Here is a 19908-nt window from a genome sequence, read left to right as displayed (position 1 = left end):
GCGCGGCTGGCCGGCCGAACGGCCAGGAGGCTAGCTGGCGGACTCACGTTAAAAAGTCATGAGCGTGCGTCCAAGCTCAAGCGACGCAGCTACTGGGGACGCGATGTATCCAGCGTTCCAACGATCGATGGAACCGTATTGACGAAAAGAACTTCAACTACCACGGAGCATCACCCTCCATGAAGACAGGCGGGATCTGTATCAACGTTTCGCTTGACGATCCTTGATCAATGATACCGAACACGGCATCCAACATGCCTTGTACGTCCTGCCGGACCATTTCGATTTCGTCCGCGAGCAAGGCAGCGAACGGATCCCAGTCGAAGCAGCCGATCACGGGTGAGCGGCCGACATAGTGACCCGAACGCTTGATCCACCGCATCACGCCTTCGAGCGAGATGGTGGAGTTCACGAACATCCCATCTGGCAGCCGGCCTTCGGATGCCGCCAGGGCTTGAAGCGAACTCTCCGCTTTCTCGGGCGCGTAGCCGCAGGTCAGGATATGGCTCTCGTCGACGGAAACGCCGACGTCGGCATGCGCAGTGCGGAAACCACGTACACGTTCCGCGGTGTTGTGATCGCTGCCACGGCCGCCAATGAAGAGAAGCGGGTGGGCGGCGCCCAGCTTGCGTTCACTGTTGATGAGGATGCGCCTCGTCAGCTCACGCGCGCCTTTGAAGTTGTCGGAAATGATGGACGGGGCTTTGCTCCCTGGAAGGTCGAGATTGAGGCTTCTCACGCCAGCGGCGCTGCAGATGTCGGTGATACGATCGGGATCCGTAGCGCCGGTCGAAATCAACCATTCCACCTGATAGGAAAGCATCGTGCGGGCAGCTTCGATTTCAAGCTCAGGATCGCGGCGGGTACAGGTGATAATCGGGAATAGTCCCCGCTCGCGCGCCATCGTCTCGAATGTCTCGACAATCGAACCAAAATAACGGTTGTCGTATTTAGGCACGATCATGCCAATGATTTTCGACTTCTCGCGGCGCAGAAGGCTCGCCTGCATATTGACGGCGTAGCCCTGCTCTTCGGCTAACCGAGTGATCCTTTCCGCAAGTTGGCTGCTGATCCTGCGCTTTTTCCAATTACCATTCAGCACAGCGCTGACGGCGCTGGCCGATGTTCCTGCAAGCTCGGCAAGGTCATAGATGGTCGTCTTTTTTGTTACCTTGTCCTGATTCACGAATTTCTCCACTTCGAACGCAGCTTGACATTATTGGGCGGGGGTGGCAATTCTTGCTTCATCGATTGAGCATCGCTGCACAATCGATGAAGTTGGTTGGCTGTGGAGAGTCAATCGGGAGGGGTTCAGGCACGCCACGTTCATTGCCGCGCCGACGTGGTTCGGTGAGGAAAGTGAGATCGCGCTTTGCCGCGTGCGGCAAAGCGCGGAAGGCTTGCATGAAACCGGAAGCGTCTCTTGACACGGCTTCTAGATCAAAACGGAGGAGACTATGAAATACCGTTCAGTGTTGATGTCCATCGCCGCCGCCGCAACGTTTGCCGGCTCAGCCTATGGACAGGAAGCGGCAACCGTCGCATTTCTGATGCCGGATCAGGCATCGACGCGATATGAAAATCATGACTATCCGGGCTTCAAGGCCGAGATGAAGAAACTGTGCCCGACTTGCACGGTGATCTATCAAAATGCCAACGCAGACATGGCGCTTCAGCAACAACAGTTCAACTCGGCGATCGCCCAGGGTGCCAAGGTGGTCGTTCTCGATCCGGTTGACTCCGCCGCCGCGGCTGCACTCGTCGAGATCGCCCAGTCACAGGATGTAAAAGTCATCGCCTATGACCGCCCGATTCCGGCGAAAGCGGCTGACTTTTACGTATCGTTCGATAATGAAGGTATCGGCCACGCGATAGCCAAATCGCTCGTCGATCATCTTAAGGCAGCCGGCGTTCCCGAAGGCGCGGGCGTGCTCCAGATCAACGGCTCGCCGACAGATGCTGCTGCCGGTCTTATTCGCGACGGTATCCATCGGGGCCTGAAGGATTCAGGTTACAAGACGCTCGCCGAATTCGACACCCCGGAATGGGCTCCGCCGAAGGCACAGGAATGGACTGCTGGTCAGATCACCCGGTTTGGCGCCGACATCAAGGGCGTCGTCGCCGCCAATGACGGTACAGGCGGTGGTGCAATCGCTGCATTCAAGGCGGCCGGCGTGGCTCCTGTGCCGCCGGTCACCGGCAATGACGCCACGATCGCAGCCCTGCAGCTCATCATTTCGGGCGATCAGTATAACACGATATCCAAGCCTTCGGAGATCGTTGCCGCTGCTGCCGCCAAGGTTACGGTCCAGCTCCTGAAGGGCGAGACGCCCGAGGCGAAAACCTCGCTCTATAATACGCCCTCCGAGCTCTTCGTCCCATCCGTGGTGACCGCCAAAAATATCAAGGCTGAAATCTTCGACAAGAAGATCCAGACCGCAGAGGAGGTCTGCACCGGGGAGTATGTCCAGGGCTGCAAGAAGCTTGGCATTACAAAATAACGATCTCAAAGTGTCCGGCCGAGCACTGTGCTCGTCCGGACTGGTTCCGAAAACGCGAAAGAGCGTCAAGCAATGGTGCAAGAACACCGAGCGAACCCGGAGAAGGGCAACCCCATCCTCCGGCTTACTGGTATCTCCAAGAATTTTGGAGCTGTATCGGCGCTGACGGATATCGATCTGGAAGTGCAATCCGGGGAGGTCGTTGCCCTCGTCGGAGACAATGGTGCAGGCAAGTCGACCTTGATCAAGATACTTGCAGGTGTCCATCAGCCGTCCTCCGGCAGAATTGAGTTCTGCGGACAGCCCGTCTCTCTTGATAGCCCCAGCCGCGCGCTCGAGCTTGGCATCGCCACGGTTTTTCAGGATCTGGCACTTTGCGAAAACCTCGACGTCGTCGCAAACCTCTTCCTTGGCCACGAACTGTCGCCGTGGAATCTCGATGAAGTTGCCATGGAAGTTCGTGCCTGGACTCTTTTGAAGGAGCTGGCTGCGCGTATTCCCTCCGTCCGAGAGCCGGTCGCTTCGCTATCGGGTGGTCAGCGCCAAACCGTTGCAATTGCACGCTCCCTTCTTCTCGACCCGAAGATCATCATGCTCGACGAGCCGACGGCAGCTCTCGGCGTGGCCCAGACCGCCGAGGTGCTGAACCTCATCGAGCGCGTCCGCGACCGTGGGCTCGGCGTCATCATCATCAGCCACAATATGGAAGATGTCAGGGCTGTCGCCGATCGCATCGTGGTATTGCGCCTCGGTCGCAACAACGGCGTCTTCCGCCCGGACGCATCCAATCAAGAGCTGGTTGCATCGATCACCGGAGCCACGGAAAATTCCGTATCGCGTCGCCTTGACCGCAGGACGGGCCACAATGGACTGAACGGGAGTGCCACATGAACCGCAACATGCCAAAGGATGTGGCAAACAAGGATCAGGCTCTCGATCGCAGAGACGAACGGATCAGACATGACGATGGCCTGCCGGGCGCGCTGCGGAGTTTTGTCAATCGGGTGCGGTCGGGCGACCTGGGCATGTTGCCGGTGGCGGTGGGGCTGATTGTTATCTCAATCGTATTCAGCATTCTCAACCCGGTCTTCCTGGCACCGAACAACCTGGTAAATCTGCTGTTTGATTGCGCTACCGTGGGCATCCTTTCGCTTGGCATCGTCTGCGTTCTTCTGCTTGGCGAGATCGATCTGTCCGTCGGCTCGATGAGTGGCCTGTCTTCCGCCATCATCGGTGTTCTCTGGGTCAATTCCGGCTTGCCCGTGGTCATTGCGATCTTCGCGGCGCTGGTGACTGGAGCCCTGATCGGTGCGCTTTACGCCTTGATGTACAATCGGCTGGGCATGCCAAGCTTCGTTGCCACGCTCGCCGGGCTCCTCGCGCTGCTCGGTCTGCAGCTCTACATTCTCGGGCCGACTGGAAGTATCAATCTGCCATATGCATCACCGCTGGTCCGTTTCGGTCAGATCCTGGTGATGCCGGACTGGATATCCCATGGGTTAGCCTTGATGCCGGGGCTCGTCATGGTCATGGTCGGTTTCGCTGTTCGCAAACGCCGCCGGTCGGCCAATCTGTCAACGCAGCCTTTGACGATCCTGCTCGGGAAAGCGGCTGCCCTGACCGTCAGCCTGGAATTCGCCGTATACTACCTGAACCTCGGCCGCGGCGTACCTTGGATGTTCGGGCTCCTTGTCGCCCTGGTTATAGTCCTGAATTACGCACTGACAAAGACACAATGGGGTCGGTCGATCTTTGCCGTCGGCGGAAACCGGGAAGCTGCTCGTCGCTCCGGCATCAATGTCCGCCGGATCTACCTGAGCGCCTTCATGCTGTGCTCCACCCTTGCAGCGCTTGGCGGCATCCTGTCGGCGTCGCGGCTGGCATCATCGAGCCAGCAGGCCGGCACCGGTGACGTCAATCTGAATGCGATCGCGGCGGCGGTCATCGGCGGAACCAGCCTCTTTGGTGGTCGTGGGAGCGCGTATTCGGCCTTACTCGGCATCATCGTCATTCAGGCCATCTCCAACGGTCTTACCTTGCTGAACCTGAATTCATCCCTGCGCTACATGATTACAGGCGCTGTGCTTGCGATTGCGGTGATCGTCGATTCGCTCGCTCGCCGGTCACGCCTCAGCCATGGCCGCGCGTAAAAACAAGTCGAAGGAAATCTCATGGCCGAACTCATGAAGGGTAAAGTTGCCGCAGTCACCGGCGCCGCGTCGGGCATTGGGCTGGAATGCAGCCGCGCCCTGCTTGCCGAAGGTGCGACCGTCGTGTTGATCGATCGCGCCCGAGACAAGCTCGAAACACTGTGCAAAGAACTGGGCGATCGCGCACGGCCGCTGGTGGTGGATTTGCTAAATGGTGAAGAACTATCCGGCATCCTACCTCGCGTCCTCGAGCTCGGCGGACGCCTCGACATCTTCCATGCCAATGCCGGTGCCTATGTCGGCGGACCGGTCGCGGAAGGCGACCCGGACGAATGGGACCGCGTACTGAACCTCAACATCAATGCCGCTTTCCGGTCAGTTCACGCGGTGCTGCCGCACATGATCGCCCAGAAATCCGGAGACATCCTGTTCACAAGTTCAATTGCCGGCGTCGTGCCGGTGGTTTGGGAACCGATCTACACGGCATCTAAGTTTGCGGTTCAGGCCTTTGTCCATTCGACCCGCCGACAGGTAGCGCAATATGGTGTGCGTGTCGGTGCCGTGCTGCCCGGCCCGGTGGTAACCGCTTTGCTCGATGATTGGCCGAAGGCCAAGATGGAAGAAGCGCTCGCGAACGGCAGCCTGATGCAGCCAAAGGAAGTAGCCGAAGCCGTGATCTTCATGCTTTCGCGACCACGCAACATCACGATCCGCGATCTTGTGATCCTGCCAAACAGCGTTGATCTTTGATCGACGCCCGCCGGCAAGCTTGTCTGATATCCGCGCACCTTTAAGAGCCCAGTATTATGAGCAATGCAGCCAACCCTTCCGTGCCCGTGGTTTTACGCTATCTCATCGGCGTCGATGTCGGCACCGGGAGTGCGCGCGCCGGACTGTTCGATCTTGATGGCCGCATGCTCGCTGTGGCCAAGCGGGACATCACATTATTTCGGGAAGCCGGCGCGTTGGTCGAGCAATCCAGCACTGAAATCTGGCATGCCGTGTGCGCGGTTATCCGGGAGGCGGTAGCCTTGGCTGGAGTTGATCCGGCTGGCGCTGTCGGTCTTGGTTTTGATGCGACCTGTTCACTCGTGGTGCTGGGTGAAGGCGGGCGTCCCCTGGCGGTCGGCCCGTCGGAAGATAGCAATCGGGACATCATCGTCTGGATGGATCACCGCGCTGTCGCCCAAGCGGAACGGATCAACGAGATGGGTCACGATGTCCTGCGCTATGTCGGCGGTCGGATTTCACCCGAGATGGAAACGCCGAAAATCCTATGGCTGAAGGAGAACCGCCCCGAAACCTTCAATGCCGCATGGCAGTTTTTCGACCTGGCCGACTTCCTGACTTGGAAGGCCACCGGGGATCTTGCCCGTTCCACCTGCACCGTAACCTGCAAATGGACGTACCTTGCGCATGAACAAAGATGGGATCCGACCTATTTCGAGAAGATTGGCCTCGGCGCGCTTGCAGACGAGAAGTTCATTCGCATCGGCACGAATATCGTCGAACCGGGAACGCCGCTTGGACGAGGACTGACCGAAGAGGCCGCGCGGGCCATGGGGCTGAGGCCGGGGACGGCGGTTGCGGCCAGCATGATCGACGCTCACGCCGGCGGTATCGGGACCGTCGGGATTGGCGGAAGACCCGAGGACAATCTCGCCTATGTGTTCGGAACGTCCTCCTGCACGATGACATCGACCGCAGCGCCCATCTTCGTGCCCGGGGTATGGGGGCCGTATTACTCAGCCATGGTGCCGGGCATGTGGCTCAATGAAGGTGGTCAGAGCGCTGCAGGTGCTGCGATCGATCAGCTGCTTTCATTCCATCCCGCCGCGGCCGATGCGCACGCACGAGCCGCCAGACAGCGCATACCATTGCCGGTCCTGATCGCAAACGCCGTCGCCGAAAAAGTCAGCAAAGCGTCCGAAGCCGTCATACTGGCCCGCGGTCTGCACGTCGTTCCAGAATTTCTCGGCAATCGCGCGCCTTTTGCCGACCCCCATGCCAGAGCGATAATCGCGGGTCTCGGAATGGAGTACGAATTCGACAGCCTGATCGCCCTCTATGTCGCAGGCCTCTGCGGCATAGGTTATGGCCTGCGACAGATCATAGAAACCCAGGCTGAGGCGGGTGCGCAGGTTCAACGCGTGGTCATCAGCGGCGGCGCCGGGCAGCATGATCTCGTCCGCCAGATCCTCGCCGATGCCTGCGGCATGCAGGTGGTCGCGACGAGTTCGGAGGAGCCTGTGCTGCTCGGGTCCGCAATCCTCGGCGCAGTCGCTGGCGGCGCGTTCCAGGATGCCCGCTCCGCCATGGAAAGCCTCTGCGGTGTCGCGGCGGTGTACAGCCCGGCAGACGGCTCCACCGCCGAGATCCATGACAAGCGCTACGCGAGTTTCAAGGCTTTCCAGGAGCTTGCCCGGACCCACCGAGAGGTATAACGCCTCTCAGACGATGTCGGCTCTGCATCTTCGACAGTTTCCGGCAGCTTGCCGGTTGTCGTTTGACGATGGCGGATCAGCGGGAAGCGACCAGACGATTTGCAAATCGTCTTTGCGGCAACCCCTCATGGAACCCGCGCCGCCGGAATGCTATTCATTCCCTATGACAACTGGCGTTAAAAGACGGCTTCGCTTGTTACCGCAAAAGAGCTTTCCTGCCTACGCATATCTGCCGGGAAGGCAGCCGCATCCCGTGCGCGATCCCGCCGGCCACAGTTATCATATCGGGCCAATGCCCGTCGCCGCTCAAGCGTCGCTTGTTTCTGACGCATTCGTGTGGGGTCAAGATCTCTTCAACCACGGCTATTACTGGGAAGCGCATGAAGCGTGGGAAGCCCTTTGGCAAGTGGCCGGTCGAGGCAGCTCTGAGCGGGCGTTTCTCAAAGCGCTGATCTTGCTATCGGCCGCAGGCGTGAAGATTCGCGAGAATAAATACAGCGCAGCCGGGCGTCATGCTGGCCGCGCAGCAATGCTGCTCCGTCACTTGATGAAAGTGCCCCACGTATCCTTTGCGCGCGCTCTCGGCATGGCGCCGGACACGCTGGCTGACCTGGCGGAAGTAGCCACAAGAATGCCCGCCGTATCGCGGCCCGTGGCGCCGGGACTTCCCGAACCAGTGTTCGATTTCGTCCTTGGATCAAAGTCGCAGTGCTGCACCTAAAGGCTGCAGGAAGCACACTTAGCTGCGTTTCATGAGTTGCAAGCCAATCTAGCTCGATTGATGTTCTCGTCCCAATCTCGTTGGCAGGGTAAAAGACCTCGTCATTTGTGTTTGAGTCCACGACGAATACCGCGTCATCGCGACTGCGGTATCGACGGCCGGTGAATTCGTGACCCACTCGTGACGAGGTTGATGATGCGGCAATGCAAGGAATGCCACGATACCGGCTGGGTGTGCGAAGAGCATCCGAGCAAGCCTTGGACGGGAACCAGGGGCTGCGGTTGTGGAGCGATCGGGCTTCCCTGCCTCCGCTGCTCCTCCGACGCAGATTGGGACGCAGATCCGGAAAGGGCTCCAGCTCTGACCAAGGTCCTCACGTCTCTGCTGTGCACGACTGGAAAGTCGGTGATTTAGAGATCGAGGCATCTCTACACTTTTAAAGCCGAAACCTTTTCCGGCTCCCGCAGTTCGGCACCGACTGCTCGGAGTTCGCGCTGTGCCGAAACTTTGTTTGCGCGCTGGCCTCTGTTTGAAGATGATACCCTTGGTTGCTACGGACGTGCTGCTGTCGAAGGCGGCTCGCTGCCATCCGGAAGTGGCGTTAAGTAGGCTTTTCCGCCTCGACGGAGGGCGAGTTCCTGCTTTGCCCGCGACAACAGTTCCGGATCGGCCACCACCCTCGCGCCGGTCGCCGCCATGACCTTAGCGGCCGTGACCATGGCCTTGTGGGCAGCCGGCAGCTTACCCTGCGTCACCGCCTGCCAGGCATGGAACGGTGTGCCGATCGCAGCCGTTGCCGTCAGGCACTGCGCCGTCGGCACGACCCAGCTCACATCACCCACATCCGTCGAGCCGAACAGCAGTCCCGGTTCCCCTGGAAGGGGCAGAAGTCCGTCATGCAGGGACTTCGGATAGTCGGCAGGCCCTCCGAATGCTTCCGCACTCGCGCGAACATCGTCCTCGGTGAGGGCTTCGGCCCGCAGCCTGTCCGCAAACTCGAAGTCGGCGGAATCGAAATCTGGGGGGCCGAGCGTCGTGAATTCTCGATGCATCGCCTCCTCCAGCGCCCGGTTGGGCAGGATGTTGGATGTTGCACGGTCGAAGATCATCTCCACCTTCGTTTCCGTCATCAGCGCAGCGCCCTCGGCGATCTTGCGCACGCGTTCGAACAGAGTGCGGGCGTCGGCAAGCTTAGGCGCCCGGACGAGATAGAGACCTTCCGCGGATGCCTGCACAACGTTCGGAGAAATGCCGCCTGTCTGGGTGATGGCATAGTGTACGCGAGCCTCCGAAGGCATGTGCTCGCGCATGTAGTTGATGCCGACATTCATCAGTTCAACGGCATCGAGCGCGCTACGGCCGACCTGTGGGCTCATGGCAGCGTGCGCCGCGCGGCCGCTGAAGCGGAAATAGGCCTGGAGATTGGCGAGTGTCGAGGACGACATGACGGCATTGTAGACGCAGGGATGCCAGCAGAACGCGGCATCGAGGTCGTCGAATGCGCCGGCGCGGGCCATGTATGTCTTGCCGGATCCGCCCTCCTCGGCAGGGCATCCGTAATAACGGACGCGCGCCCTGATACCGCTCTCGGCCAAGGCATCCCGCAAGGCGACGGCGGCAAGCAGCGAGGCCGCGCCCAGAAGGTTGTGATGGCACCCGTGACCGTTCGAACCGGGCTCGACCTCCCGCTGCTCGGTGATGCCGGACACTTGGGAAAGATTGGCCAGAGCATCGAATTCGCCGAGGAAGCCGATGGTAACGTCCCCTTCTCCCGCTTCCGCCATAAAGGCCGTCCTGATGCCCGCGATGCCGCGGGTCACCTGAAAGCTCTCGGCTTCCATTGCCGCGATATGCTCCTCGACCGAGCGCAACTCCTCGAAACGCAGCTCCGGCATGCCCCATACGCGGTCGCTGAGATCGATAAAGGCCTGAGCCTTTGCGTTGGCGCAGCGTGAAATATGGCTGGCATCGAGAAAATCGTTGCGCCTCGCCGTGGCGACCTTGTGTTCCTGCATCTCGCTCATCCCTCGATCATTGGCCAATATCGATGCCGGCGCAGGCAAGCATCACGGCCAGCCCGACGGACATGCCGGGCAGCGATTTTTCCGGATTCACGTCCGTCCATTCGCTGAGCGCATGGGCATTGCCACCTTCACCGCCCCATGAGAGCGTCACCGCCGGAATGCCTAAACTCATGGCCACGTTCGCATCCGTCGAAAACGACCCGAACACCGGCGTCTCGCCGATCGCCTCGATGGCAGCTCCCGCGCAACGCGTCAGTTCGCCCTCCGCCGTCTCCCCAGCAGGTCGATCACCGATCAGCACGATCTCGACCGCGATTGCTCCCTTCTCGATCGAACGGCTATCATTCTCCACATGGCAAGACTGCAGCACGATCCCCCGGAAGCGTGCATCGAGATCCGCCAGTTCTGATGGAGAATTGGAGCGCAGATCCACCATCAGCGAGACTTCCGCCGGAATCGCGTTGACCGAGTTGCCACCCTCTATCACCGTGGAACTGCATGTCGTCTTCGGGTCGTCGGGCAGGGACAGGAGGCCGAGCTCAACGACCGTGCGCGCGGCGGCGATCATCGGATTGACGATGCCGTGGTCGGCAAAGCTGTGGCCACCCGGTCCGCGAAACGTGACGCGGTAACGCTTCGATCCTGTTCCTCCGGAAACCACGGTGTTCGCCGGGGTCGGTCCGTCCAGGCAGATCAGAGCTGCGATGCGATCGCGGTAGACGCTTTCGGCAAAGAAATGCCGCATCCCGCGTAGGTCGCCTTCGCCCTCCTCGCCGACAGTTGCCAGCACCAGGATGTCGTCACGCGTCCTGATCCCGGCGGCGTCGAGCGCCCGCAGATAGGCGAGGATGGTTGCAAGACCTCGGGTATTGTCGCCGACGCCCGGTGCCGCAAGCCGGTATCCATCGCGCCGGACGGTTAAGTCCGTGCCTTCTGGAAAGACGGTGTCGAGATGCGCGGAGATGGCGATCATCCGTTCTCCACCACCATTGCCACGGCGAAGGCCCGTGACGTTGCCAACGGCGTCGATCGCGATCTCTTCGAGATTGGCTGCCTCCAGCAGGTTGCGATAGGCGCTGCCGCGACGCTCCTCCTTGAAGGGTGGGGCGGGAACTTCGGTCAGCATGATCAACTCGCCTATGAAGCGAGTGTGGGTCTGAGCAAGGGCGTCCGTCGCTGCCTTGAAGGGTGCGCTGGTGAGGAGCGCCCGGATCGGAGGCTCTCCGGACGGCACGATGGTTCTGGGTTTGGACATAATCAGGCAGCTTCGTTGAGATGACAGGCCGAAAGACGACCGGCGCCGATGGCTTTCAGTTCAGGAACATCACGCTTGCAGCGATCCATGGCGCTTGGGCAGCGCGGGTGGAAGGGGCAACCGGACGGTGGATCGAGCGGCGATGGAAGTTCGCCCTGTATCGGCTTGTAGTCACGCTCGCCGGCCTCGAGCACCGGCAACTGCTCGAGAAGCAGGCGCGTGTAGGGATGGTTCGGGCTGGAAAACAGCTCCACGGTCGGCGCGATCTCCACCACACGGCCGAGATACATGATCACCACCCGGTCCGAGATATGCTCGACGACACCGAGATTGTGCGAAATGAACAGGTAGGTGAGGTCCAGGTCGTCGCGCAGGTCCATGAACAGGTTCAGCACCTGCGCCTGGATTGACACGTCGAGCGCAGCTACCGCTTCGTCGCAGATAATCAGCGACGGCTTGACCGCAAGAGCACGCGCGATGCCGATGCGCTGGCGCTGGCCGCCGGAGAACTGGTGCGGGTAACGGTTGACATAGGCTCCCGAGAGCCCGACCTTTTCCATGAGATCGATGACATAGGCACGCTGCTCGGCCTTGCTGATCAGCCCATGGGCGACCGGCGCTTCGCCGATGATATCGATTACCCGCATGCGCGGGTTGAGCGAGGCAAACGGATCCTGGAAGATCATCTGGACGCTGAGCGAGAAATCCCGCCGCTGTTCCGCCGTCATGGTCGAGGTCGGAACGCCTCTGTAGCTGATGCTGCCCGCAGTGATCCCGCTGATGCCGGCGATCATCCGCGCGACGGTGGACTTGCCGCAGCCGGATTCGCCGACGATACCCACTACCTCGCCCTTGCCAACCGCCAGGTCGATGCCCGCGACCGCACGGACCTCGATCTTCCGGACCTTGGCGCCGAAGAGATTGGCAATATGACCGGCTACACCAACCGGCTTGGTGAAGGTTTTGGCGAGTGAGCGCAGCTCCAGCATCGGCCCCTGCACGTTTGTGTCTGTGATCATGTCCTGTCTCATAGGGCTGGATTCCAGCAACGCACCAACCTTCCGGCCAGAAGCGTCGGTTCGGGAGCGACCAGACATTCCTGCGTCACCTTCTCGCATCGTTCGCGGAATGCGCAGCCTTGCGGAAGGTTGAGGAGCGAGGGTGTCATTCCCTTGATCTGATGCAGCCTGCGGCCGCGCGTGGAATGCGACGGGACGGAGTCAATCAGCCCCTTGGTGTATGGGTGCAGCGGTCTTTCGATGAGATCCGCGGTCTTGCCCGTCTCGACGATGCGGCCGGCATACATGACCGCAATCCGGTCGGCGAGGCCGGCAACTACGGCAAGGTCGTGAGTGATCCAGATGAGCGCCGTACCGGTCTTGCGGCACAGTTTCTTGACCTCGTGGATGATCTGCCCCTGGATCGAGACATCGAGCGCAGTCGTCGGCTCGTCCGCGATGATGAGCTTGGGGCTGTTGATGAGAGCAATCGCGATGGCGATACGCTGGCGCATGCCGCCTGAAAGCTCATAGGGATAGGTTTTCAGGCGTTCGTCCGGAGAGGGAATGCCAACCTGCACCAGCGCATCCCTCGCCCGCTGCCGGGCCTCGGCGGTACTCACATTCGCATGCGCCTGGACGGTTTCGATCATCTGCGTATCGATGCGCAGCACCGGATTGAGCGTCATCGAAGGATCCTGGAAGATCATCGCAATGTCATTACCGCGCAGCTGGCGGCGATCCTCCTCGTCCATAGAGACGAGATCGCGGCCGTCATAGGTGATGCTGCCGTCCGCGATGCGGCCGGGCGGATCGATCAGGCCAAGGATCGAAAAGCCGGTGATCGATTTTCCAGAGCCGGATTCACCGACCAACCCGAGAATTTCGCCGCGGCCAAGTTCGATATCGACGCCATCAACCGCTTTTATGATGCCGGCGCGCGTCTCGAAATGCGTCTTCAGGCCCTTGATCGACAGCAGAGGTTGGCATTCCGCCGCAGTCATTGCTTTCATGGTGGTGACATCCATCACTGGGCGTTCCTCGGGTTCAGAACGTCGCGAAGATGATCGCCGACGAGGTTGATGCCTATGATGGCGAGCGCCAGCGCGACGCCCGGGAAGACCGAAATCCAGTAGTGCCCCGACAGCATGAACTCGAAGCCGTTGGCGATCAGCATGCCGAGCGACGGCTGCGTGACAGGAACCCCTACCCCGAGGAAGGAAAGTGTTGCTTCCAGCGCGATCGCATGGGCGAGATCGATGGTCGCGATGACGATCAGCGGCGGCAGACAGTTCGGCAGGAGATGGCGGAAGATGATGCGCCGCCAGCCAAGCGAAAGACAGCGGGCCGCCAGAATGTATTCGCGATTGCGCTCGACGAGCGCCGTGCCTCTCGCGGTCCGCGCAAAGTATGCCCATTGGACGACGATCAGCGCGATGATCACCTTGTCCAGTCCCTGACCAAGGATGGAAAGCATAATGAGCGCCACGAGGATAGCTGGAAACGAAAGCTGGATATCGACGATACGCATCAAAAGCGCGTCGAGCCAGCCACCAAAATAGGCGGCGCAGAGACCGACAGTTGCGCCTATCAGCAGAGAGGCGGAGACGGACACGAAAGCCACGAGCAGGCTCGTCCGCATGCCGAAGAGCACCGCGGACAGGACATCGCGGGCCTGGCTGTCGGTGCCGAGCCAATAGGTGATGCCGGTCATTTCCCCCATACTGCCGGGCGGCATCTGGGAGTCCAGGATGTCGAGCGAGCCAATGTCATAGGGGTTCTGCGGTGCGATCCACGGCGCCAGTATCGCCGGAACGGCGAGGAGCAGCAGAAGCGCAAGGCCAACGAGTGCGAGCCGATTTTCGGCGAACTGCATCAGGAGACGGCGAAACGGAGACTCTTCTGCGGGAGCCGTCGATGAAACTGTCATTGGCGTACTCATCAGTCGCGCACCTTTTCCCCGGCGCTCGGATCGATGGCTATGTAGAGGATGTCGATGACGAGGTTCAGGATTACGAGAAAGAAGACCATCATGATGAGGTAGGCGACAACGACCGGCCGATCGAGGGTGATGATGGAGTCGATCAGGAGCTTTCCCATGCCCGGCCAGGAGAAGACGCTTTCCGTCACCACGGCAAAGGCGATCGCCTGGCCGAATTCCAGGCCCGCGACGGTGACAATCGGTATCAGAATGTTCTTCAGAAGATGGACCTTCAAGATTCGCGAAGGGCGCAATCCCTTGGCGCGGGCGAACTTGATGTAGTCCATGGGCAGTACCTCACGGGTGGCGGCCCGGGTAACGCGGATGATGAGTGCGGCCTTGGCCATGCCGAGCGTCAACGCCGGCAGGGCGAGATGCTGCCATCCATCGAGCGTGAAGATGCTGAGCGCCACGCCGCCGATGTTGACGGTCTCGCCACGCGCCGATGCCGGCAGGACACCGAGATAGACGGCGAACAGCATGATGAGCATCAGGCCGATCCAGAAGTTCGGCAGGCTGAAACCAAGGATCGAGCCCGTCATGATCGCCTTGCTGGACGGCGCCTTGGGGCGAAGTCCGGCCAGGATTCCCAATGGCACGCCGACGACCAGGGCAAAGGTCATGGCAACAACCACGAGTTCGACGGTTGCAGGCATGCGTTCGACGATCAGTTGCAGCGCTGGCTGCCCTGTCAGGAAGCTGCGACCGAAATCTCCGTGCGCAGCATTGCCGAGAAATGTCAGGTACTGGATCCAGATGGATTGATCGAGCCCCAGCGCCTTGCGCAATGCCTGCCGTTCGATCTCGGTCGCTTCGGGGCTGACGAGCATCGAGGTGGGGTCGCCGATCAGATAAAGCCCGACGAAAACGAGCACCGACATGACAAGGATCACGCCAATGGCCTGAAGCAGCCGGTTGATGATGAAAACGGGCACCTGCCTGTCCTTCTTTCGTGGTGTCCGGCCCGTCAGACTTAAGCGAACGGGCCGGAAATCGTGTTATTTCGCGGACGTGACGTCCTGCGGCAACGTATATTGATCGGCGCGGGCGGCGTAAGTCAGACCCTTGCGCAGCGCCCAAACCGGCACTTCGAAATGCACGGGAATGATGCCATAGTCCGAAAGGACCATCTCGTCGGCTTTCTGCAGCAGCTCAGCGCGCGCCTTGTCGTCCATCGTCGCAGATGCCTTTTCGAGAAGAGCATCGAGTTCCGGATTGGAATAACGCCCGCCGTTCGACGTGCCGGAACCCTTGGACGGGTCGCGGGTGCCGACCAGCGACCGCAATGTCGTCGACATTTCGCCGGTGGAATTGCCCCAGGCAGCGAGGTAGGCGCTATATTCGAAGTTGTCGCGGCTCTTGAAGAAGACTGGCGGCGCGGCAGCCGCGACCTCGGCCTTAACCCCGGCGCGCGTCCACATGGCGGCGATCGTCTGCGCCACCCGCACGTCGTTGACGTAACGCCCATTCGGCGTGCCGAGAGTGATCTGGAAGCCGTTGGGATAACCGGCTTCGGCGAGCAGAGCCTTGGCCTTGGCCGTGTCGGAGGCTGGTGCGGCCTGACGCGCCTTGACGGCACCGAACATCGACTGCGGCAGCAGGTCGCCGGCGGCAACCGCGACACCGCCCATGACGCGCTCGGCGATCGCCTTGCGATCGATCGCCAGCGAAAGCGCCTCACGCACTCGCTTGTCCATCAGCGGATTCTTGCCCTGACCGGGAATGCCGGGGCTCGGCTCGCCCTTTTGGTCGAGCGCGATGTAAACGATACGCGTGCCCGGAGCTTCAGCCACCGAGAGCTTGGCGTTCGTCTTGAACTGCTCAAGGTCGGTAGTCGGCGGATCTTCCATCATGTCGATATCACCCGACAGGAGGGCGGCGGCACGTGCGGCCGGATTGGTCATCGGGCGATAGATCACGTTGTCCCATTCGGCAGGCTTGCCCCAATAGTTCGGGTTACGCTCCAAAACGAGATCCGCGCCCTTCTGCCAGGACACGAATTTGAACGGACCGGTGCCGACAAGCCCCTCGCCGCGGTTGAGTTCGACGGTGGTCTTGCCCTCAGGTGCAGAACCGGAAGCCGCAGTCTTCGACATGATCGGCAGGTTGGCAAGGTCGGTGATGAGGAGCGGATAGGGCTGCTTGGTAGTGATGCGCACCGTATGTGCATCCACAGCCTCGACCGTGGCGATCTGGCGGGTAAACAGCGTGAAAGCCGTCGGGCTGTTCGGAACCTTCGGGATCCGATTGAGGGTGAACACCACATCGTCGGCCGTTAGCGGCGAGCCATCCGAGAATTTTGCATCTTTGCGCAGCACGAATTCCCAGATCGTCTCGCTCGTCGCCTTCCAGCTTTCCGCCAAGGCAGGTTGCGGCACCAGCTTCGAATCCATCATCACGAGCGGATCGAACATGGCGAACGTGACCTGCATGTTCGGCACGAGAACGTGAAACTGCGGGTCGAGCGAAGACGGTTCCGATTTGATGCCTACCTTGAGATCCGCGGCCGAAAGCGGCAGCGCACCGAGGAGGATCAAGGCAGCCGAAGCCGCCAGCCGAGTCTTGACGAAATTCATATATTCACTCCGTTTTTTTGTCTTCGTTTATGTGATTTTTCGAAGACGTTCCCTTTGACCGATTGGTCCGGACGGACCGGTTAATGAATGCTGAGGTTCCTTTCGACCGACGCCATGGCCTCGCCGATGTCGCCTGCTGCTCCAAGCGACCTCGCAAGCTGGAAAAGGCGTTCGGCGGCGACCTCGTGACCGCTCCAGGCGCAGCAGGTCCGGAATTTCGCGAACAGGTCGTCATCGCTCAGCGGATTTTCCGGCGATCCCTTCGGATGTCGCACCGAGGCCTCCATGACCCGGCCGTCTCTCAGATGAATTCTGGTGACCGCTTCGAAATTCGCGCCATCGACCATCAAGGCGTCATTGTAGGCAATCAGGTGGATACGAGGTAGCCACGCGGCAATCCGCTCGTCGCCAACGCTATCTTCCGTGAAGTGCGCGAGTTCCAGAACCCTGTCGACCAGCATCCGCGCCATGCAATAGGTGCCGCTAAACCGGGCTTCCATCTCGTCGGTGGGACAGTCGAAGCGCAGGTTGCGCCTTGCCATCTCCGGCAATGACGTCTCGATCCTGTCGATTGCATCAAGCGACAGGTCCGGCTCCCGCCGCAGCAGCAGTTCCAGGGCATCGATACTGCGATGCGCCGCGCCGCAGCAGGGAAACCGCTTGGCAAGCAGGCCGCTCGTCTCGATTTCCAGCGCCTCTCCCAAGCCCTCGATCATGACTTCCGGATCGGCATCGCCGGCGCCGGTCAATGCCGCGAAACCCCAATCGCCGGCGAGAGGGTCGTCATTGGCGCCGATGCCGGCCATGGCGAAACGCGCCGCCAGAACGGCATTCTTGGCGGCAAGGCCGGCGTGGATCGGCTTCATCTTCGATCCGAACTGCAGTTTCGAACCACCCGCCATGCTCGTCGCCGCGCTCATCGCAGACCGTATCTGATCCGAAGAGCCACCGAGCAATCGGGCGCAGGCACCGGCCGTTCCGATCGCACCAATGGTCGAGGTGGAATGCCAGCCACGCTGATAGTGAGCAGGCTGCATGAGCCGGCCGATGCGGCCCTGCAACTCCAGTCCGACAATGAATGCACCGGTGAGGGCGGCTCCGTCCACCTTCCGATCATTCACCAGCGACAGGAGCGCAGGGGCAAGTACCGCCGTCGCATGGGTGAAAGCCGGCGCAAAATTGTCGTCGAAGTCGAGTGCATGGGCTGCGGTACCATTGATCAACGCGGCCCAGGGAGCCGCAAATCCATGTGATGCTCCGAACGCAAAAGACGACCCTTCGCCGCATCCTGCCAATGACTTGATGACGGAGGCAGTCGAAACGTCGTTCATTCCGGCAATCATTGTCGCGAGGATATCCACAAAGGCATCTTCGGCGCGGCGGCGAGCGAGCGGGCCAAATTCGGAAGCCGTTGCGGCCCATTCGCACAAGCTGCGAAATGCCGGAATGGGTTCATTGCCCGCGTCAGGGGCTTTTTGTGCAATGGCTGTCATCATCGTTCCCATCCGGCATTTGTGCCGTGTTGTTGGGTGGGATGATGGTGAAAGGCGCTGGGAGGGGCAAGAAACTAACTGGTCCTTTATGATGAATAATAGTTATAATGGCTCAGTGGTCATCGGCCAAAAATCTCGCGAACGAGTGAAAGCAAGGGCTGCTTGGCATTGACCGACATTTCGCCATAACGAAAATTCATTTCGTGACCTCAAAGATCAGTACGCCGGACTGGAGAGACCGTGGACCTGAGGCAGTTGAGAAACCTGGTGCTTGTGGCCCGCTATTCCAGTTTCGGGGTCGCGGCCGAAAGGCTGAATGTGACGCAGCCGGCGCTCAGCAAGAGCATCCGCGCGCTGGAGCAGTCGCTGGGTGTGCGCCTGCTTGACCGCGGCCCATGGGGCGTGCGACCGACCGACTATGGCCAGCGGCTGATCGAATATGGAGAACTCGTCCTGTCTCTCACGGACGAGGCGCGCAATGAGTTGGACGCCATGCGGGGCGCCCGCCGGGGTCGACTGCGCATCGGCGCGATCACAACCGCGATGCGCGAGCTTGTGCCTACAGCAGTGAAACACTTCCTCGCAGAACAGCCGGAAGTCGACGTCTCCCTCAATGAAGAGCTGAGCTCCACGCTTTATGTCGCCCTCTTAAATGGCGCGATCGATATCGCGGTTATGACGCGCCCCAAGGAGCTTTCCGAGGAAATCGATTTTGTCGACCTGATGGAGATCCCAGTCGATGTCATCGCAGACAGGGACCATAAACTTGCCCGGGCACAGAAGGTTAGCCTCAGCGATCTGGTGGAATACCGATGGGTGATCCCGGCTCGGCCTGAGCCGGATCGACTGGCTTTGGAGGGTCTTTTCGCCGCGGCCCAACTACCTCGACCGCTCGCTATCTGCGAAACGACCTCCTCGACATTTCAGATGTCGATGATCGCCGGCTCTAACTGGCTTAGCTATCTGACCCGCACCAGCATATACGTACAGGGAAGCAATCCTCAATTTGTAGCCCTCAAGTTGGACCAGCGTACATGGACCAGAAGTATGGGCATTGCCTACCGCCGGCGCAGCGTCCTTCGGCCCGTTGTCATGTCATTCGTTAAAGAATTGCAGGAACTGTGCGGACCATTTGTCGAACGATGAGGTGAGCGAAGCGCATGAACCTTGCCGTCCCTCCTCGCTTGGTCGGTACGGCGCTATCATTCAACCTGCAGGCAGAGATACTTCACCTCCAGGTAATCCTCGATGCCGTATTTTGAGCCTTCGCGACCCTGTCCGGATTGCTTGATGCCCCCAAAGGGCGCCACCTCTGTCGAGATCAGGCCGGTATTGATGCCGACCATGCCGTATTCCAGTGCCTCGGCCACCCGGAAAACGCGCGAGAGATCTTTGGCATAGAAATAGGAGGCCAAGCCGAACTCGGTGTCGTTGGCCATTTCGACGACGTCGTCCTCGGTCTCGAACCGGAACAGCGGCGCGACCGGTCCGAACGTTTCTTCGCGCGCAACCTTCATCGCGGAGGTCACGCCCGTCAAAATCGTCGGCTGGAAAAACAGACCGCCTCGTTCGTCCCTCTTGCCGCCCACAGCGACGATACCGCCTTTTTCCAAGGCGTCGGCAATATGCTCCTCAACTTTCTGCACGGCCTTTTCGGTAATCAGCGGCCCGGCAACGACCCCCGGCTCGAAGCCGTCTCCGACCTTCATCAAAGAAACCTTCTCCGCAAGCTTCTCGGCGAAAGCATCATATATGCTGCCCTGGA

17 protein-coding genes are annotated in these 19908 nt (G+C 60.3%); 7 read left to right on the top strand and 10 right to left on the bottom strand.

Going from position 1 to position 19908, the window contains the following annotated elements:
* Positions 1 to 157: 157 nt before the first annotated feature.
* Positions 158 to 1186 (bottom strand): LacI family DNA-binding transcriptional regulator, encoded by a 1029-nt coding sequence (locus C5L13_RS07565; protein WP_105382678.1) that lies wholly within the window; start codon positions 1184 to 1186, stop codon positions 158 to 160.
* A 271-nt stretch (positions 1187 to 1457) separates the two neighbouring features.
* Here C5L13_RS07565 and C5L13_RS07560 point away from each other — a divergent pair, with 271 nt between their 5' ends.
* The 6 genes from C5L13_RS07560 to C5L13_RS07535 all read left to right on the top strand — a co-directional run bounded on the left by C5L13_RS07560 (position 1458) and on the right by C5L13_RS07535 (position 7816).
* The gene (locus C5L13_RS07560; protein ID WP_105382677.1) at positions 1458 to 2501 is read left to right on the top strand and encodes an ABC transporter substrate-binding protein; all 1044 of its coding nucleotides are present in this window, start codon (positions 1458 to 1460) and stop codon (positions 2499 to 2501) included.
* A gap of 72 nt (positions 2502 to 2573) precedes the next feature.
* Complete coding sequence (locus C5L13_RS07555) at positions 2574 to 3392, top strand: ATP-binding cassette domain-containing protein (protein ID WP_105382676.1); 819 nt, start codon at positions 2574 to 2576, stop codon at positions 3390 to 3392.
* Positions 3389 to 4651: a sugar ABC transporter permease gene (locus C5L13_RS07550; RefSeq protein WP_170117229.1), complete on the top strand. Its 1263-nt coding sequence runs from the start codon at positions 3389 to 3391 to the stop codon at positions 4649 to 4651. Before C5L13_RS07555 ends, C5L13_RS07550 begins: the two co-directional genes overlap by 4 nt.
* Before the next feature lie 21 nt (positions 4652 to 4672).
* Positions 4673 to 5401, top strand: coding sequence for an SDR family oxidoreductase (locus tag C5L13_RS07545; protein WP_105382675.1), 729 nt, complete (start codon positions 4673 to 4675; stop codon positions 5399 to 5401).
* A 56-nt stretch (positions 5402 to 5457) separates the two neighbouring features.
* Complete coding sequence (locus C5L13_RS07540) at positions 5458 to 7095, top strand: FGGY-family carbohydrate kinase (protein WP_105382674.1); 1638 nt, start codon at positions 5458 to 5460, stop codon at positions 7093 to 7095.
* Positions 7096 to 7222: 127 nt separating this feature from the next.
* Positions 7223 to 7816 (top strand): DUF309 domain-containing protein, encoded by a 594-nt coding sequence (locus tag C5L13_RS07535; protein ID WP_245571167.1) that lies wholly within the window; start codon positions 7223 to 7225, stop codon positions 7814 to 7816.
* 551 nt (positions 7817 to 8367) lie between these two features.
* Here the strand turns inward: C5L13_RS07535 and C5L13_RS07530 are convergent.
* The 8 genes from C5L13_RS07530 to C5L13_RS07495 form a co-directional block, all read right to left on the bottom strand.
* Positions 8368 to 9831, bottom strand: coding sequence for a M20 family metallopeptidase (locus C5L13_RS07530; RefSeq protein ID WP_105382672.1), 1464 nt, complete (start codon positions 9829 to 9831; stop codon positions 8368 to 8370).
* Positions 9832 to 9847: 16 nt separating this feature from the next.
* Entirely contained in the window at positions 9848 to 11095 is a 1248-nt protein-coding gene (locus tag C5L13_RS07525; RefSeq protein WP_105382671.1) for a M20/M25/M40 family metallo-hydrolase, read from the bottom strand.
* A 2-nt stretch (positions 11096 to 11097) separates the two neighbouring features.
* Complete coding sequence (locus C5L13_RS07520) at positions 11098 to 12114, bottom strand: ABC transporter ATP-binding protein (RefSeq protein ID WP_205836816.1); 1017 nt, start codon at positions 12112 to 12114, stop codon at positions 11098 to 11100.
* Positions 12115 to 12122: 8 nt separating this feature from the next.
* Positions 12123 to 13121, bottom strand: a complete 999-nt coding sequence (locus C5L13_RS07515; RefSeq protein WP_105382669.1) for an ABC transporter ATP-binding protein — start codon at positions 13119 to 13121, stop codon at positions 12123 to 12125.
* On the bottom strand, positions 13121 to 14023 hold the full coding sequence (locus C5L13_RS07510) for an ABC transporter permease (RefSeq protein ID WP_170117228.1): 903 nt from the start codon (positions 14021 to 14023) through the stop codon (positions 13121 to 13123). Before C5L13_RS07510 ends, C5L13_RS07515 begins: the two co-directional genes overlap by 1 nt.
* An 11-nt stretch (positions 14024 to 14034) precedes the next feature.
* Positions 14035 to 15009 carry an ABC transporter permease gene (locus C5L13_RS07505; RefSeq protein ID WP_105382667.1) on the bottom strand — a complete coding sequence of 325 codons (975 nt, stop codon included), beginning with the start codon at positions 15007 to 15009 and terminating at the stop codon, positions 14035 to 14037.
* 63 nt (positions 15010 to 15072) lie between these two features.
* Positions 15073 to 16650 carry an ABC transporter substrate-binding protein gene (locus tag C5L13_RS07500; protein ID WP_105382666.1) on the bottom strand — a complete coding sequence of 526 codons (1578 nt, stop codon included), beginning with the start codon at positions 16648 to 16650 and terminating at the stop codon, positions 15073 to 15075.
* Positions 16651 to 16730: 80 nt separating this feature from the next.
* Positions 16731 to 18146: an MmgE/PrpD family protein gene (locus C5L13_RS07495; RefSeq protein WP_158693409.1), complete on the bottom strand. Its 1416-nt coding sequence runs from the start codon at positions 18144 to 18146 to the stop codon at positions 16731 to 16733.
* Positions 18147 to 18383: 237 nt separating this feature from the next.
* Here C5L13_RS07495 and C5L13_RS07490 point away from each other — a divergent pair, with 237 nt between their 5' ends.
* Positions 18384 to 19289, top strand: a complete 906-nt coding sequence (locus C5L13_RS07490; protein ID WP_105382664.1) for a LysR family transcriptional regulator — start codon at positions 18384 to 18386, stop codon at positions 19287 to 19289.
* Positions 19290 to 19345: 56 nt separating this feature from the next.
* On the opposite strand, the gene C5L13_RS07485 is transcribed toward C5L13_RS07490, so the two are convergent.
* The coding region (locus C5L13_RS07485; protein WP_158693408.1) for an aldehyde dehydrogenase family protein at positions 19346 to 19908 on the bottom strand (563 nt) is incomplete at its 5' end.

This window comes from Neorhizobium alkalisoli (genome assembly GCF_002968635.1).
In the GTDB taxonomy this organism is placed as follows: Bacteria; Pseudomonadota; Alphaproteobacteria; order Rhizobiales; family Rhizobiaceae; genus Neorhizobium; species Neorhizobium alkalisoli.
Note: the sequence above shows the minus strand (reverse complement) of the source record. Positions and strands in the feature narration are given on the sequence as shown.

Excerpts from the sequence above, each read along its gene's own strand:
- C5L13_RS07560 (WP_105382677.1), top strand. The coding sequence starts at position 1,458 with ATGAAATACCGTTCAGTGTTGATGTCCATCGCCGCCGCCGCAACGTTT.
- C5L13_RS07555 (WP_105382676.1), top strand. The coding sequence starts at position 2,574 with ATGGTGCAAGAACACCGAGCGAACCCGGAGAAGGGCAACCCCATCCTC.
- C5L13_RS07550 (WP_170117229.1), top strand. The coding sequence starts at position 3,389 with ATGAACCGCAACATGCCAAAGGATGTGGCAAACAAGGATCAGGCTCTC.
- C5L13_RS07545 (WP_105382675.1), top strand. The coding sequence starts at position 4,673 with ATGGCCGAACTCATGAAGGGTAAAGTTGCCGCAGTCACCGGCGCCGCG.
- C5L13_RS07540 (WP_105382674.1), top strand. The coding sequence starts at position 5,458 with ATGAGCAATGCAGCCAACCCTTCCGTGCCCGTGGTTTTACGCTATCTC.
- C5L13_RS07535 (WP_245571167.1), top strand. The coding sequence starts at position 7,223 with ATGGAACCCGCGCCGCCGGAATGCTATTCATTCCCTATGACAACTGGC.
- C5L13_RS07530 (WP_105382672.1), bottom strand. The coding sequence starts at position 9,831 with ATGCAGGAACACAAGGTCGCCACGGCGAGGCGCAACGATTTTCTCGAT.
- C5L13_RS07525 (WP_105382671.1), bottom strand. The coding sequence starts at position 11,095 with ATGTCCAAACCCAGAACCATCGTGCCGTCCGGAGAGCCTCCGATCCGG.
- C5L13_RS07520 (WP_205836816.1), bottom strand. The coding sequence starts at position 12,114 with ATGATCACAGACACAAACGTGCAGGGGCCGATGCTGGAGCTGCGCTCA.
- C5L13_RS07515 (WP_105382669.1), bottom strand. The coding sequence starts at position 13,121 with ATGGATGTCACCACCATGAAAGCAATGACTGCGGCGGAATGCCAACCT.
- C5L13_RS07510 (WP_170117228.1), bottom strand. The coding sequence starts at position 14,023 with ATGACAGTTTCATCGACGGCTCCCGCAGAAGAGTCTCCGTTTCGCCGT.
- C5L13_RS07500 (WP_105382666.1), bottom strand. The coding sequence starts at position 16,650 with ATGAATTTCGTCAAGACTCGGCTGGCGGCTTCGGCTGCCTTGATCCTC.
- C5L13_RS07495 (WP_158693409.1), bottom strand. The coding sequence starts at position 18,146 with ATGATGACAGCCATTGCACAAAAAGCCCCTGACGCGGGCAATGAACCC.